The sequence below is a fragment of the Thermocrispum municipale DSM 44069 genome (assembly GCF_000427825.1).
Classification (GTDB): Bacteria; Actinomycetota; Actinomycetes; order Mycobacteriales; family Pseudonocardiaceae; genus Thermocrispum; species Thermocrispum municipale.
Genome location: NZ_KE386593.1, coordinates 134,663 through 148,531 on the forward strand (window position 1 = coordinate 134,663; position 13,869 = coordinate 148,531).

13 protein-coding genes are annotated in these 13,869 nt (G+C 68.6%); 7 read left to right on the forward strand and 6 right to left on the reverse strand.

Annotated elements, in window-relative coordinates:
* Window positions 1-399: 399 nt before the first annotated feature.
* Entirely contained in the window at window positions 400-1,941 is a 1,542-nt protein-coding gene (locus tag YWM_RS0116030; RefSeq protein ID WP_028851551.1) for a M28 family metallopeptidase, read from the reverse strand.
* Window positions 1,942-2,048: 107 nt separating this feature from the next.
* Window positions 2,049-2,708: a GNAT family N-acetyltransferase gene (locus YWM_RS0116035; RefSeq protein WP_028851552.1), complete on the reverse strand. Its 660-nt coding sequence runs from the start codon at window positions 2,706-2,708 to the stop codon at window positions 2,049-2,051.
* 56 nt (window positions 2,709-2,764) lie between these two features.
* Here YWM_RS0116035 and YWM_RS0116040 point away from each other — a divergent pair, with 56 nt between their 5' ends.
* A complete protein-coding gene (locus YWM_RS0116040; RefSeq protein WP_028851553.1) occupies window positions 2,765-3,736 on the forward strand; it encodes an NAD(P)H-quinone oxidoreductase in 972 nt (323 codons plus the stop codon).
* 1 nt (window position 3,737) lies between these two features.
* On the opposite strand, the gene YWM_RS0116045 is transcribed toward YWM_RS0116040, so the two are convergent.
* Both YWM_RS0116045 and YWM_RS0116050 read right to left on the reverse strand, forming a co-directional pair.
* Window positions 3,738-4,589 (reverse strand): DMT family transporter, encoded by an 852-nt coding sequence (locus YWM_RS0116045; protein ID WP_028851554.1) that lies wholly within the window; start codon window positions 4,587-4,589, stop codon window positions 3,738-3,740.
* A 279-nt stretch (window positions 4,590-4,868) separates the two neighbouring features.
* Entirely contained in the window at window positions 4,869-6,068 is a 1,200-nt protein-coding gene (locus tag YWM_RS0116050) for a cysteine desulfurase-like protein (protein ID WP_028851555.1), read from the reverse strand.
* Window positions 6,069-6,234: 166 nt separating this feature from the next.
* On the opposite strand from YWM_RS0116050, the gene YWM_RS0116055 reads away from it, so the two are divergent.
* Window positions 6,235-6,828 (forward strand): bacterial proteasome activator family protein, encoded by a 594-nt coding sequence (locus YWM_RS0116055; protein WP_028851556.1) that lies wholly within the window; start codon window positions 6,235-6,237, stop codon window positions 6,826-6,828.
* Window positions 6,829-6,851: 23 nt separating this feature from the next.
* Here the strand turns inward: YWM_RS0116055 and YWM_RS24080 are convergent, their stop codons facing one another.
* Window positions 6,852-8,576, reverse strand: a complete 1,725-nt coding sequence (locus tag YWM_RS24080) for an acyl-CoA dehydrogenase family protein (RefSeq protein ID WP_052344988.1) — start codon at window positions 8,574-8,576, stop codon at window positions 6,852-6,854.
* A gap of 108 nt (window positions 8,577-8,684) precedes the next feature.
* On the opposite strand from YWM_RS24080, the gene wzm reads away from it, so the two are divergent.
* From wzm to YWM_RS0116075, 3 genes are all read left to right on the forward strand, one after another.
* Entirely contained in the window at window positions 8,685-9,605 is a 921-nt protein-coding gene (gene wzm / locus YWM_RS0116065) for a galactan export ABC transporter permease subunit Wzm/RfbD (protein WP_084612462.1), read from the forward strand.
* 7 nt (window positions 9,606-9,612) lie between these two features.
* The gene (wzt, locus tag YWM_RS0116070; protein ID WP_028851558.1) at window positions 9,613-10,401 is read left to right on the forward strand and encodes a galactan export ABC transporter ATP-binding subunit Wzt/RfbE; all 789 of its coding nucleotides are present in this window, start codon (window positions 9,613-9,615) and stop codon (window positions 10,399-10,401) included.
* Between the two features lie 80 nt (window positions 10,402-10,481).
* A complete protein-coding gene (locus YWM_RS0116075; RefSeq protein WP_245566071.1) occupies window positions 10,482-11,141 on the forward strand; it encodes a TMEM175 family protein in 660 nt (219 codons plus the stop codon).
* A 150-nt stretch (window positions 11,142-11,291) separates the two neighbouring features.
* Here YWM_RS0116075 and YWM_RS0116080 read toward each other — a convergent pair whose 3' ends face one another.
* Complete coding sequence (locus tag YWM_RS0116080; protein WP_028851560.1) at window positions 11,292-12,041, reverse strand: TetR/AcrR family transcriptional regulator; 750 nt, start codon at window positions 12,039-12,041, stop codon at window positions 11,292-11,294.
* A gap of 90 nt (window positions 12,042-12,131) precedes the next feature.
* Between YWM_RS0116080 and YWM_RS0116085 the strand changes: the two genes are divergently transcribed.
* Both YWM_RS0116085 and YWM_RS0116090 read left to right on the forward strand, forming a co-directional pair.
* Window positions 12,132-13,100, forward strand: a complete 969-nt coding sequence (locus YWM_RS0116085; protein WP_028851561.1) for a daunorubicin resistance protein DrrA family ABC transporter ATP-binding protein — start codon at window positions 12,132-12,134, stop codon at window positions 13,098-13,100.
* The gene (locus YWM_RS0116090; protein ID WP_245566072.1) at window positions 13,093-13,869 is read left to right on the forward strand and encodes an ABC transporter permease; all 777 of its coding nucleotides are present in this window, start codon (window positions 13,093-13,095) and stop codon (window positions 13,867-13,869) included. The genes YWM_RS0116085 and YWM_RS0116090 overlap by 8 nt, the downstream gene beginning before the upstream one ends.

Below are 13,869 nucleotides of genomic sequence, written 5' to 3' on the forward strand. Positions count from 1 at the left end.
GCCCGACCGCGAACTGCGCGGACAACGCGCCGGCCGGGCGCCGAAGCGCGCGACGGCCGTGGGCCGATCGGAAGAACCGGCCGATGAATGAGGCCGGGCCGCGCGCCGGGGCAGGCCGGCCGACGTGGCGAATCAGGAAGAAGTCGGCGGGGCACCGCAGCGAACGAGCAGCCACGGCTGCGCTGAGCGGAACCCCGCAAACGCCGACGCGGGCGGCCCCACCAAGGACCACACACGACAACGCGGGCGGCCCCACCAAGGACCACACACAGCAACGCGGGCGGCCCCACCAAGGACCACACACGACAACGCGGGCGGCCCCACCAAGGACCACACACGACAACGCGGACGGCCCCGCCAAGGGACCGCCCGCGTCTGCGAGCAAATGCCTGCTACGGCTTACTTGACCGCAGCGTGGTCGTGCGCGTTCTCGTTGGCCACCATCGGCAGGCTGCGCGCCGTGTTGGCCCGCTGCTTGGCGATCGCGGCCTTCGACTTCGCCGCGTTCGGCTTGACGCCGTTGACACTCTTGGTGCTCAACGCGTACTTGCCGATCACCCAGGCCATCGCGTCACTGTTGACGTTCAGCGCCTTGCGGTTGATGTTGCCCAGGTTGTCGCACTTGGCGTGGTAGCACGGGTCGTAGGCGACACCGGCCTCGCCACCCCAGTTCTCGGCCTGCTCCTCGGTCTTGATGCCCTCGGCACCGGTGAACAGACCACCGGACGGGATGCCGACCTCGATGAACGGACCGTAGTCGGACCGGCCGTCGAAGTCGGTGCCCTCGACCTGGATGCCGCGCTTGTTCTCGATGAAGTTGACGAACTTCTTCTCGATGTCCGCGGAACCGTACGGGCCCTCGGGAGCCCCCTCACCGTCCGAGTCGTCGCCGTCGTAGGCGAAGTAGGCGGCGTTCGGCGAGGCGATCATGTCGAAGTTCAGGTACAGCGCGATGTCGAACTGCTCGGCCTCGGACAGCTGCGACACGTAGTGCTCGGCACCGACCAGGCCCAGCTCCTCGGCGCTCCACCAGGCGAACCGCACCGCGTTGTTCACCTTCGGCGAGCCACCCAGTTCGAGCGCCGTGGTCAGCAGCGCGGCGGAGCCGGAGCCGTTGTCGTTGATGCCCGGGCCTGCGGCGACACCGTCCAGGTGCGCACCGGCCATCACCACGTTGTCGTGGCGACCGGTCTTGGTCTCCGCGATGACGTTGACGCTGGTGCGGTCCTCGGTGATGCCCTGCAGATCCAGGGTCGCTTCCTGACCGGCGGCCTCGACCAGCTTCGCGCCGTCCTCCTGCGTGACACCGGCGGTCGGCACCGCGGCGATCTCCGGGTCGCCCAGCGTCCCGTTCAGCGCGCCCTCGGTGTTGTTGTAGATGATCGCGGCGGCCGCTCCGGCCTCACCAGCGGCGGCCTGCTTCTCACCGAATGTGCACACACCGCGCTGGATCAGCACGATCTTGCCCTCGGCCTCCGCCGGGAAGTCGCTGGCCTCGCAGCCCGGGGTGTCGTCGACCGGGATCGCGAACAGCTCGGCGGTCACCCCACCCTCAGGAGTGTTCGGGCTGTAGGACATGCGGATGGCGTCAATCTCCTCGCCACCCAGCGTGAGCGATTCCGCGGTCGTCTCGTCGTAGACGAACGGGAATTCCTGCCTCGTGACATTGAAGCCTGCGGCTTCCAGTTTCGAGGCAACGTATTCGGCGGACTTGGCGTGTCCTTCCGTTCCGGCGGCCCGGTGCCCCTCGTTCTGGTCGGCGTAACGCTGGAATGCGATCAGATGCTTTTGCACCTTGTCCGGATTGACTGCCTGGACCAGCTTCTTCGGTAGATTGTTGTCCGCTTGTGGCGCCGCGACCGCGCCTGGTGTGCTCAGCACCAGCGCCGCGCCCGCAGCTACCGCGGTTGCGGCGGCGAGCTTCCTTCTAACCGATGGCATACCGATCTCCCGGTTTCGTGGAAAGGGTCCACCGTGGCGCAGGCCGCCCCGCCGGCCGTTAGCGCCGCGATTCATGCGCCAAGACCCTATGCGAAATGCCCGATACGTCAAGGTTCCTTCGGCGGAATGTGGCCAGTGGCGAGAAAGGGCACGGATGCTTCCGCGCCTTGCGTATGCAGTGTCCACTCAGGACGGACGAAATTCGCTTTCTCCAGCAGAAACCGTTCCTCCACGACGCGCTTGTCGCGCACGACGTGCAACTGCGTGCCGTCCGGGCGGTAGCCGAGCTTGAGGCTGACGCCCCGGGACGCGGCGTTGTCGGTGAACGCCGAGGATCGCGCGGTCAGCGCGCCCAGGTGGTCGAACGCGAACATCAGCACGGCGGCCCGCATCTCGGTGCCGTAGCCCTGCCTTTGATAGGCCATGCCGAGCCAGGACCCACTGGCCACCTCTCGGGTCACCGGGAAGTTCTCCGCGGTCAGTCCCTGGACTCCGATCACCTTGCCGTCCAGCCGGACCAGGAACTGCAACCCGAAGTTGCCGTCCGCGATCGCGGCGCGCTGCTGCCAGTGATGCCGCACCGTGTTCGGCCCGAGGTCTTCCGGGCTGGCATCGGTCCACGGGTGCGCGAACGGCATCGTCCGGTCCGGGTGCACACCCTGCCGGGCGAGTGCGACCAGTTCGAGCAGACCTTCGTCGTCATCCGGGCGCAGCTCCAGCCGTGGCGTGCGGAGCACCAGGTGACGAAGGGGCCACGGGTCATACATGGCCCACATCGTCCGCCATTCCGCTGCACCACCGCCACCGGTTATACGGTGGGCACATGCGTGCGGTAACGATCAGCGAACCAGGTGGACCGGAAAAGCTGCAGTGGACCGAGGTGCCTGATCCGCAGCCAGGACCGGGTGAAGTTCTGATCGACATCGCCGCTTCCGCGGTCAACCGGGCGGACGTGTTGCAGCGCCGGGGCTTCTACCCGCCACCACCCGGGGCGCCGGAGTACCCGGGTTTGGAGTGTTCCGGGCGCATCGCCGAGCTCGGCGAGGGTGTCGAGGGCTGGTCGGTCGGGGACGAGGTGTGCGCGCTGCTCGCCGGCGGTGGCTACGCCGAGCGCGTGGCTGTTCCCGCCGCGCAGCTGTTGCCGGTGCCTGCGGATGTCGACCTCGAGGAGGCCGCCGGGTTGCCCGAGGTCGCGTGCACGGTGTGGTCCAACGTGGTCATGGTCGGCCGGCTGCAAGCCGACGAGCTGCTCCTGGTGCACGGTGGCGCGGGCGGCATCGGCACGCATGCGATCCAGGTCGGCAAGGCGCTCGGCGCACGGGTCGCGGTCACCGCGGGCACCCAGGAGCGCGTGGACAAGTGCCGGGAGCTCGGCGCCGACATCGCCATCAACTACCGCGAGGAAGACTTCGTCGAGATCGTCAAGGCCGAAGGCGGCGCGGACGTCATCCTCGACGTGATGGGCGCGAAGTACCTCGACCGCAACATCGACGCGCTGGCGTTCGACGGGCGCCTGGTGATCATCGGCATGCAGGGCGGCACGAAGGGCGAGCTCAACATCGGCAAGTTGCTCAGCAAGCGCTGCTCGGTGGCCGCGACCAACCTGCGCGCCCGGCCGGTGGACAACAAGGCCACCATCATCGCCGCCGTGCGCGAGCACCTCTGGCCGTTGATCGAGCAGGGGGCCGTGCGGCCGATCATCGGCCGGAGGGTGCCCATGTCGAACGCGGCGGAAGCGCACCGCGCGCTGGAGGACAGCCAGGTGTTCGGCAAGCTCCTGCTCACCGTCGGCTGATTCACGCGGCGGCGATCATCACGGTCGCCGCCATCGCCGCGACCAATCCGACGCCCTGAACGCGGCTGAGCCGCTCGCGCAGCACGGTCACGCTCAGGATCACGGGCACCACTGGGTACAGCGACGCCACCACGACCGCGACGGTGACCAGCTCGGACCGGGTGGCGTAGAGGAAGCAGACCAGCGCCAGCCCAGCGAGCGCCCCGGCCAGCAGTCCGCCGTAGGTGGCGCGCCGCGACCCGTCCTCGGCGACCTCGGTGTGCTTGTCCGGCACGATGACCCGGAGCACGAGCACGGTGGCGATCGAGGTGACGCGCCCGGCGACGACGGCCCACACGCCGGAGTCCGGTCCGGCCTGCGCCAACGCCAGGTACTGCAGCGCGATGCCGACACTCGCGACAAGGCCGTCGAGCACGGCGGTTCTTGCGGCATGCCCGTCGCCACCGTTGCCGCGCGAGATCACCCAGAGCGCGGGGACGGTCAGCGCGATGCCCAACCACGCGAGCAGCTCGGGACGTTCGCCGAGCACCGCCACCCCGACCAGGATCGGCAGCGCCACACCACCGACAGCGCTGGTCGGCACCACGATGGACACCGCTCCGCGACCCATGCCGCGGAACAGGAACGTCATGCCGATGGCGGTACCGACACCGGACAGACCGCCCCACGCGAGGTCGGCCCACGGCGGCATCGTCGGCGAGACGAACGGCGCGGCCAGACCGACGACCACGAAGGCACCGATCTGGCCCAGCATGGCGATGCGTAAGAACGACGCGCGCCGCGACGCAACCCCGCCGACGTAATCCGACAAGCCGTAGTTGACCGCGGAGCCCAGCGCCAGAAGTACACCCACGCCCTCACCCGATTCCGACCGCCACTAGCGACCGATCATGCCCCAGCGGTCAAGGCGCGGCGGCCAGGGAGTTCGTCGCGAGGCGGGATCCGAGCGCGGTCAAGGCACGACGGGCCAAGCGCAGCTCATAGCGGGGCTGGATCGGGCGCCGTCAAGGCGAGCGCGCCGGCGCACGCTGACCAAGTGCCCTCGAGGCGCAGCGGCGAGCATGCGGGAGCGGGAGTCGAACACGGTCAAGTGCGGCTCAGAAGCCCGGACCGTCCGCCGTCGAGGCGCAGCTCAGGCAAGCTCGTAGAGCGCCCGCACGAGCTGGTTGACCTCGAACCTGTTGGTGTAGTGCGCCAACCCGATGCGCACGGCGCCGCCGACCTCACCGACACCGAGCGCGGCGAACAGCCCGGTCGTTCCCTCGTCGGCGAACGCGCAGATTCCGCGGGACGCCAGGTGCTCGACCACCTCCGATGCCTTGCGATCGACCACGGTGAACGCCAGCGCGGGAATGCGGCGCATGGCATCGCCGATCAGCATCACGTGGCGCATCGCCCGCAGCTCGGACGTCAGCGTCGCCAGCAGGTCGGACGTGTGGTGGCGGGCCGCAGCGATCGACGCCAGCAACCGTTCCCGGCGCGACCCGGACGCCGTGTCGTCCAGCCCGGCGAGGAAGTCGATCGACGCCACCATGCCCGCCAGCAACGGATACGGATGCGCGCCCAGCTCGAGCCGAGCCGGGCCACGGGCCGCCTGGTCCAACGCCACCGAGTGGATGCGGTTCAGCAACCCAGGGTCCTTGAACACCAGCGCGCCCACCGCCGGTCCACCCCACGACAACGCGGAGACCACCATGACGTCGGCGCCGGAAGCATGGACGTCCAGCGGAACGAACGGCGTGGCATACGAGGCGTCGACGACCATCAGCGCGCCGACCCGCTGGGCGAACTCCGCCACCGTGGCGACATCCGGACGCGTGCCCACCGTGCCGGACGCCGCGGTCAACGCGACGAGCTTCGTCCGCGGCGTCACCAGCGTCTCGTACTGCCACGCGGGCAGTTCACACGTCTCGATGTCCACCTCGCCCCAACGGACCACGCCGCCGACCCGCCGGGCGGCCTCCACCCACGGAATCTGGTTCGTGGGCTCGTCCAGCCGGGACACGACGACTTCGTCGCCGAGCGTCCACACATCGCCCAGCGCCAAGGCCAACCGCCGCAACAGCACTGCCCCGCTGGGCCCCAACACCACGCCCTCAGGGTCGGCCCCGGTCAGATCGGCCACCGCACGCCGCGCGGCGTTGACGATGCTGTCCGCGCGCTGCGAAGCCGGGAAGACGCCACCGGGACTGGACACCGGAGCGCGCATGGCCGTGGCCACCGCGGAGGCCACCTGCTCCGGAACGAGCATGCCCGCGGAACCCTCGAGGTGCACCCAGCCGTCGCCGAGGGCAGGCATCAGGCCACGGATGCGGGCGATGTCGAATGGCATCCTCACCTCCGCGAATCGGCCAGGCTACCCATGAGAACACCGTACGGATGCGGCAGAGGGTTCGGCGTCCGGGGTGCCCTCTGCAACGGCGATTTCCCTGGTTACGACTACGCTCGAGAGTGGGACACCGCGGCCGGCGCGGCCGCGTTCACAGTCGACCACACGGATGGAGCACATGTCCGAGCCGAACACGCCAGAATCCGGCACGACAGGTAACGCCGAGCAGGACTCGTCACACCACGTGGTGGTTGTCGGCCCCGACGGCTCACCGGTCGGCGCCGCCAAGATCCCCGCCGAGTCCGCCGAGGAGGAGTCGGGCAACGTCGGCGACCTGGTCGAAGAACCCGCGAAGGTGATGCGGATCGGCACCATGATCAAGCAGCTGCTGGAGGAAGTGCGGGCCGCTCCGCTCGACGACGCCAGCCGCAACCGGTTGCGGGAGATCCACGAGACCTCGATCAAGGAGCTGGAAGAGGCGCTGGCGCCGGAGCTGCGCGAGGAGATGGAGCGGCTGATGGCGCCGTTCACCGAGGCCACCACGCCGTCCGACGCCGAACTGCGAGTGGCGCAGGCTCAGCTCGTCGGCTGGCTCGAGGGCCTGTTCCACGGCATTCAGACGGCGCTGTTCGCCCAGCAGATGGCCGCGCGGGTGCAGCTGGAGCAGATGCGCCGGGGCCTGCCGACCGGAGGACACGGCCACGGTCACGGCGCTGGGCACAGCGACAGCTCAGGCATCACCGGCACCGGCCAGTACCTCTGACCGGTGCCATACCGACCGGGCGGCTAGTGCAGCTTGGGTCCGTATCCGCCGTGGTTGTAGGCGAGCCGCGCGATCGAATGCATCGCGTCGTCGTCGTTGTGGTCGATCAACCGCAGCTGGGACGCCACCCGCGCTGCCGCCCGGTCGCAGAACGACCGCGCGATGAAGTTCTCCTGCCCGGAAGCCTCGACGCCCTGGTCCTCGAACAGGGCGCTCGTCCTGGCCAGCGTCGCCACCTGGGCGTAGATGTCCGTGGCGGCGTCGGCCAGCCGTTTCTGGTGCCGCTGCCGCGAGCGCACGTCCTTGCCGTAGCGGCGCAACAGTGACTCCACCGACGCGCGCAATTTCTTGGCCTGACCGGACACCGCGTCCGCCTGTTCGGTCAATGCCGGGTGCACGGACTCCAGGGCGGCGGGGCGCAGCCGCCTGCTCAGCTGGCCGCGGACGAACTCGGCGATCGTGCCGATGGACTTGATCGGGTCGGACAGGTTGATGCCGCGGAGGTCGTCGAACTCCTCGGCAACCACCTTCAGCCCGTTGAGCGCGATGAACGCGCGCAGCACGTCGTTGGCGCCCTCGAAGATCGGGAAGATCCGGGTGTCCCGCAGCGACTTGGCGATCGGTGAGTCGGCCATGAACGCCTGCCCGCCCAGCAGCTGGAAGACCCGGTTGACCGCGTACCAGTTGAACTCGGTGGCGGCGACCTTCGACATCGCCGACTCCAGCGAGTAGTCCGCCACCCCGGCGTCCACCAGCCCGGTGGTCAGATACGCCAGCGATTCCAACCCGTACAGGTAGCTGACCATCCAGGCGATCTTGTCCTCGACCAGCTCGAAATCGGCCAGTGGGACGCCGAACTGCTCGCGCTCGCTCGTGTGCTCGATGGCCTGTCTGAGCAGCGCCTTCGTGCCGCCGACCACGCCGGTGCCCAGCGACATGCGGCCGTTGTTGAGCGTGGCCATGGCGATCCGGAAACCGTCGCCCGGCTCGCCGAGCACGTTCTCCTTCGGCACCCGCACGTCGTTGAACGTCAGCTTGCGCAGGTCGTTGCCGCGCAGACCGAGGGTGTCGAAGCGGTGCGGTGCCTCGAACCCGTCCATGCCCTTCTCCAGGATGAGCGCCACGTGCCCGTTGTCGCACCGGGCGAAGACGCACACGACGTCCTTGGCGCCGTTGCCGATCCACCGCTTCTCCCCGTTGAGCACGAACGAGCCGTCCGCCTGCTTCTCGGCGTAGGACTCCACGTGGTAGGCGTCCGACCCGGCGTTGGGTTCGGTCAATCCGAACCCGGCGAGCTTGCGTCCGGCCGCCAGATCGGGCAGGAAGCGGGCCTTCTGCTCGTCGGTGCCGAACATGTGGATGGGCTTCATCCCGATGGACTGGTGCACGCCCATCACCACCGACAGCGTGGCGTCGATCCCGCCGAACTCCTCCATCACCCGGCAGTAGCCGGTCTGGGACAGCCCCTGGCCGCCGTACTCCGGCGAGACGTACAGCCCGAGGAGGCCGCGCTCGCCGAGACCACGGATGATCTCGTCGCCGACCCAGCGCTCCTGCTCCACCCGCCACGGGTCGTAGTGCTCGCCGAGGAACTCCTGCGCGGTGCCGACCAGCTCGTGCACCTTCTTGGACTCGTCGCGGCTCAGCCGGGGATACGGGAACACCAGCTCATCGGGCAGTTCCCCGGCGAACATCGCCTTGGTGAACGACGACGCGCTCTCGTGAGTTGGCTTGGTGGGTTCGGTCATCAGCCCATTGAACCGCCGACCACCCCGTTTCGCTGGCTGAAGCATCCGGGTGAGCTACGTCCCCGGTCGGGTCAGTCGCCGATCGTCACCCAGGTACGCTCGTCCACCGTGCAGGCGACAATCCCAGCTCAACCGGACCCACCGGTGGCGCCACGGCGCAGCTGGGCCCGGGCGATCGCGGACATCCGCGACGGCCTGCGTGACCGCGAGCTGTGGAGCCACCTGGCCTGGCAGGACATCAAGCAGCGGTACCGCCGCTCGGTGCTCGGGCCGCTGTGGATCACGCTGTCCATGGGCGTGACCGCCATCGGCCTCGGGTTGTTGTACTCGCAGCTGTTCGGCGCGGAGATCGGCACGTTCCTGCCGTATCTGACCGTCGGCTTCATCGTCTGGAACTTCGTCATCGGCTGCATGACCGAAGGCGCGGAGACGTTCATCCACAACGAGGGTCTGATCAAGCATCTGCCCGCACCGCTGTCGGTGTACGCGCTGCGCACCGTGTACCGGCTGACGATCATGTTCGCGCACAACCTGATCGTCTACGCGTTCATCGTGGTCATCTTCTTCGGCGACCTGTCGCAGCCGTACCAGATCATCGAGGCCCAGCCGGGCGACTTCGAGTGGTGGCATCCGGGACTGAGCTGGTCGGCGTTGCTGGCCATCCCCGCGTTCGTGATGCTGGTGGTCAACGGCGCTTGGGTGACCCTGTTGTTCGGCATCGTCTCCACCCGTTTCCGGGACATCCCGCAACTGATCGCCGCGCTGTCCAGCTTGCTGTTCTTCATGACGCCGATCGTGTGGTCGGCCGACATCCTGTACCAGAAGTTCGGCAACGTGGCGGGCTGGCGAGCCCTGGTCACCGACCTCAACCCGCTCTACCACTTCGTCGAGCTGCTGCGCGCGCCGATGATCGGCAACCAGCAGTCGTGGACGCACTGGGTGGTGGTCGGGCTGATCACCGTCGTCGGCTGGTCCCTGACGCTGCTGGCGCTGCGCAACTACCGATCCCGCGTCTCGTACTGGGTGTGAGCGACAGATGGTGAGCATCGAACTCAACCGGGCCTACGTCGACTTCCCGATCTTCGACGCGAAGTCCCGCTCGCTGAAGAAGCGGGTGCTCGGCAAGGTCGGCGGGCGGATCGGCACGGAAGCCAAGGTGCCGGTCATCGAGGCGCTGCAGGACATCACGCTGTCGCTGTCCGAAGGCGACCGGGTGGGACTGGTCGGACACAACGGCGCGGGCAAGTCGACCCTGTTGCGGCTGCTGGCCGGGATCTACGAGCCGACCAGGGGAACCTCGCGCATCGAGGGCAAGGTGGCTCCGGTGTTCGACCTCGGCGTCGGCATGGACCCGGAGATCTCCGGGTACGAGAACATCATCATCCGCGGGCTGTTCCTGGGCATGTCCCGGCGGCAGATGGAGAAGCGGGTGGACGACATCGCCGAGTTCACCGAGCTCGGCGACTATCTGCAGATGCCGTTGCGCACGTACTCGACGGGTATGCGGGTGCGGTTGGCGCTGGGCGTGGTGACGTCGATCGACCCGGAGATCCTGCTGCTGGACGAGGGCATCGGCGCTGTGGACGCGGCGTTTCTGAACAAGGCGCGCGACCGGCTGGTCGACCTGGTCCGGCGGTCCGGTCTGCTGGTGTTCGCCTCCCACCAGGACGACCTGCTGCTCGAGCTGTGCACCTCGGCGGTGTGGATGGACGAGGGTCACTTGAAGATGCAGGGCCCGCTGCGTGAGGTCATCACCGCCTACAAGGGCAACGACCCGTTCGAGAACATTTCCGGCGAGACGGCCGAACGGCTCGGCGTGCGGTAGCACTCCGCGGGGTGAAACCAAACTCGGCGCATCACCGAAGGCAATAGTTGCCCGCTGAATTCACGGTGCGCAGGCCATCGGTGGTGATCAACACGAACGAGCGCGCGGACGACTCGCACGGCGTGGAACGCATCGTCGCCCTGTCCGACGGTGTCTTCGCCATCGCCCTCACACTGCTCGCGTTGCCGCTGGTGGATGCGGAGATCCAGCCCGACGACGTGGCGGGCAGCCTGCTCGAACTCGTCCCGCAGCTGGTGGCGTTCGCGCTGAGCTTCGTGGTCATCGGCCGCTACTGGCGCGTGCATCACCGCATGTTCGAGCGCATCGAGCGGGCCGACGGCACCGTGGTCGGGCTGAGCCTGTTGTTCCTGTTCTGGGTGGCGCTGCTGCCGTTCCCCACGGCGGTGCTGGGTGACCACGGCGACACCCCGGCTGGCGTGATCCTCTACGCCGCCACGATCATCCTGACCGGACTCAGCTCGACCGTGTTGTGGTGGTACGCGGCGGTGGGCAGGCCCCGGCTGCGCGACGGCGCCCGCCCGCTGATTCGCCAGGACCTCGACCCCGACATCATTCAGCGGAGCCTGGCCGGAGGCACCGCGGTCGTCACCGGGTTCATCCCGTCGATCCCGCTGGCGTTCGTCGATCCGGCCGCGGCGGAGTTGTCGTGGCTGCTGGTGATTCCGATGGGGCACCTGCTCGATCGGGCCGCCCAGCGGCGCGCGGCCCGCGCCGGCTGACGCTCGGACCCCACCCCGGGCTGACGCTCGGGTCCCGCCGGCCGAGGCGCTCGGGTCCCCCCGCCAACTCCCGCGGCGGCTTTCCCGTGGCCACATGGCCGGCCCGCGCTGCGCGAGAACGCGTCGGCTCGAGCCCGCGGACCTCGTGTCTCAGTCGTCGTCCCGGCCCCGCATGAGCGCCTCGAGCCCAGCGATGATCGTCTGCAGGCCGAACTCGAAATCCTCGTCCGTGGAGTCGGTGTCCTCGTCGTCGAAGACCCCTTCCTGCAAGGCCCGGTGCAGCGCCGGGTGGTCGTCGGCCGTGGTCAGCTCGCGCAGGAAGGCGCCGTAGTTGGCCAGCACCATGGCCCGGTCGGTGTTCGCTTCGGCCGCCCTGATGTCCGCGTTCAGCTGGACGTCGCTGCGCACGTGCGTGCTGACCAGCAGCACCGCTCCGACCTTCTCCCCCTCGGCGAGTGCCGTGCCCGCCAGGGCCTCGAGTCCGGCTTCGAACCATGCCACGTTGTTCGGCGTGATCGGCGGTCCACCGATCGGCACCCGCACCATCCACGGATAGCGCTGGAACACCTCGCGGTGCGCCCACGCCCACGCCCGCAGCCGCTCGCGCCAGTCGTCGCTGGTGAACCGCGGCGGACTCTCCAGCGGCAGGTCCGTCATGAGCATCAACAGCTCGTCCTTGGAGGACACATGCCGGTACAGCGCCATCGGTGACGATCCGAGCTCGGTGGCCACCCGGTTCATCGAGACCGCGTCCAGCCCCTCCTTGTTCGCCACTCGGACGGCGGCGTCCACGATCCGTTCGACGTTCAGCGTGGGACGCGGTCCCCGTCCGGATGACGCGCGTCTGCCCCAGGCGAGCTCGACGCTCGAGGGAAGTTCCGGCCGTTGCTCGTCCGCCATGTGTCTCCGACCCGTCGCAGTTGACTCCTCATCCTAAAACTGCGTATGGTTTACGCAAAAGCGTATGGTATACGCAGTTAGGAGCATCCCGTGACGAGAAGACCGGCCGTAGTGGCCCACGGACTGAAGAAGTCGTACGGCGACGTGCGCGTGCTGCGCGGCGTCGACCTCGAAGTCGAACAAGGCAGCGTCTTCGCCCTGCTCGGCCCGAACGGTGCGGGCAAGACCACGACGGTGAAGATCCTGTCGACGCTGCTGCCACCCGACGCCGGAAGAGCGTGGGTGGCGGGCTTCGACATCCTGCGCGAACGCACCCGGGTCCGCCGCAGCATCAGCCTCACCGGGCAGTACGCCGCGGTCGACGAGGAACAGACCGGCGCGGAGAATCTGCAGATGATGGCCCGGTTGCGGGGCTATGCACGGCGCGCGGCGCGGGCCCGTGCCACGACCCTGCTGCAGCAGTTCGACCTGACCGAGGCGGCCGAGCGGCGGGTGCGCACCTACTCAGGAGGCATGCGGCGTCGCCTGGACCTGGCCGCCAGCCTGGTCACCGAACCGTCCGTGCTGTTTCTGGACGAGCCGACCACCGGCCTCGACCCACGCAGCCGCCTCGCCCTGTGGCGCGTGATCAAGGACCTGGTGGCGCGCGGCGTGACCGTCGTGCTGACCACCCAGTACCTCGAGGAAGCCGACGAGCTGGCCGACCGCATCGCGGTGATCGACCACGGCACGATCGTCGCCTCGGGCACCGCCGACGAGCTCAAACGCCAGGTGGCCGAAACCCGCCTGGACGTCACGTTCGCCGATCCGGCGAGCTATGCGGCGGCCGTCGGGAAACTCGCCGGCCTTGTGGTCTCCACCGAACCGGACGAGCTGCGGCTGGTCACCGCCACCGACGGCAGCGCCGCGCACATTCGCTCGCTGCTGGACGAAGTCGACCCGAGCGGCACGGCCATCGCCCATTTCCGCACGCGCACCGCCACGCTCGACGACGTCTTCCTCGCGCTCACCGGTCGGCCCGCTCAACCGCACGACACGAAGGAACCCGCCCATGTCTGAACTCACCGCACCAGCCCCGTCCCGGATCGCCGACTGGTCCACCATGGCGGCCAGGAGCATGCGCCTGACCAGCAGAAACTCCGAGGCGATCCTGACATCGCTGATGTTGCCGGTCATGTTGATGCTGCTGTTCGTCTACCTGTTCGGCGGCGCCATCAACACCGGCACGGCCTACGTGACCTACGTGGTGCCCGGCGTGCTGCTGCTCTGCGCGGGCTTCGGCGCGTCGATGACGGCGCAGACCGTCAGCCACGACATGTCGTCGGGGGCCATCGACCGGTTCCGCTCGATGGACGTCTCGGGTGCCGCCGTGCTGGCCGGCCACGTGGTCGCCAGCGTGGCCCGCAACATCCTCTCCACGGCGCTGGTCCTGGCGGTGGCTTTCGTCATCGGTTTCCGACCGCACGCCGACGCCCAGGACTGGGTACTGGCGGCCGGCGTGCTGCTCATGTTCATCCTCGCCATGTCCGCGGTGGCGGCGATGGTCGGTCTGCTGACCCGTACCCCGGAAGGCGCCAGCGGATTCAGCTTCTTCATGACCTTCCTGCCCTACCCGAGCAGCGCGTTCGTGCCGGTCGACACCATGCCGGGCTGGGTGCAGGGCTTCGCCGAGAATCAGCCCGTCACGCCCATCATCGAGACGCTGCGAGCACTGCTGCTCGGCACGCCTGCCGGGTCGAACCCGCTGTTGGCGGCCGCCTGGTGCGGCGGGATCTTCGTGGTCTCGGTGCTACTTGCCCGGGTGCTGTTCCGGCGTCGCGTGAGCTGA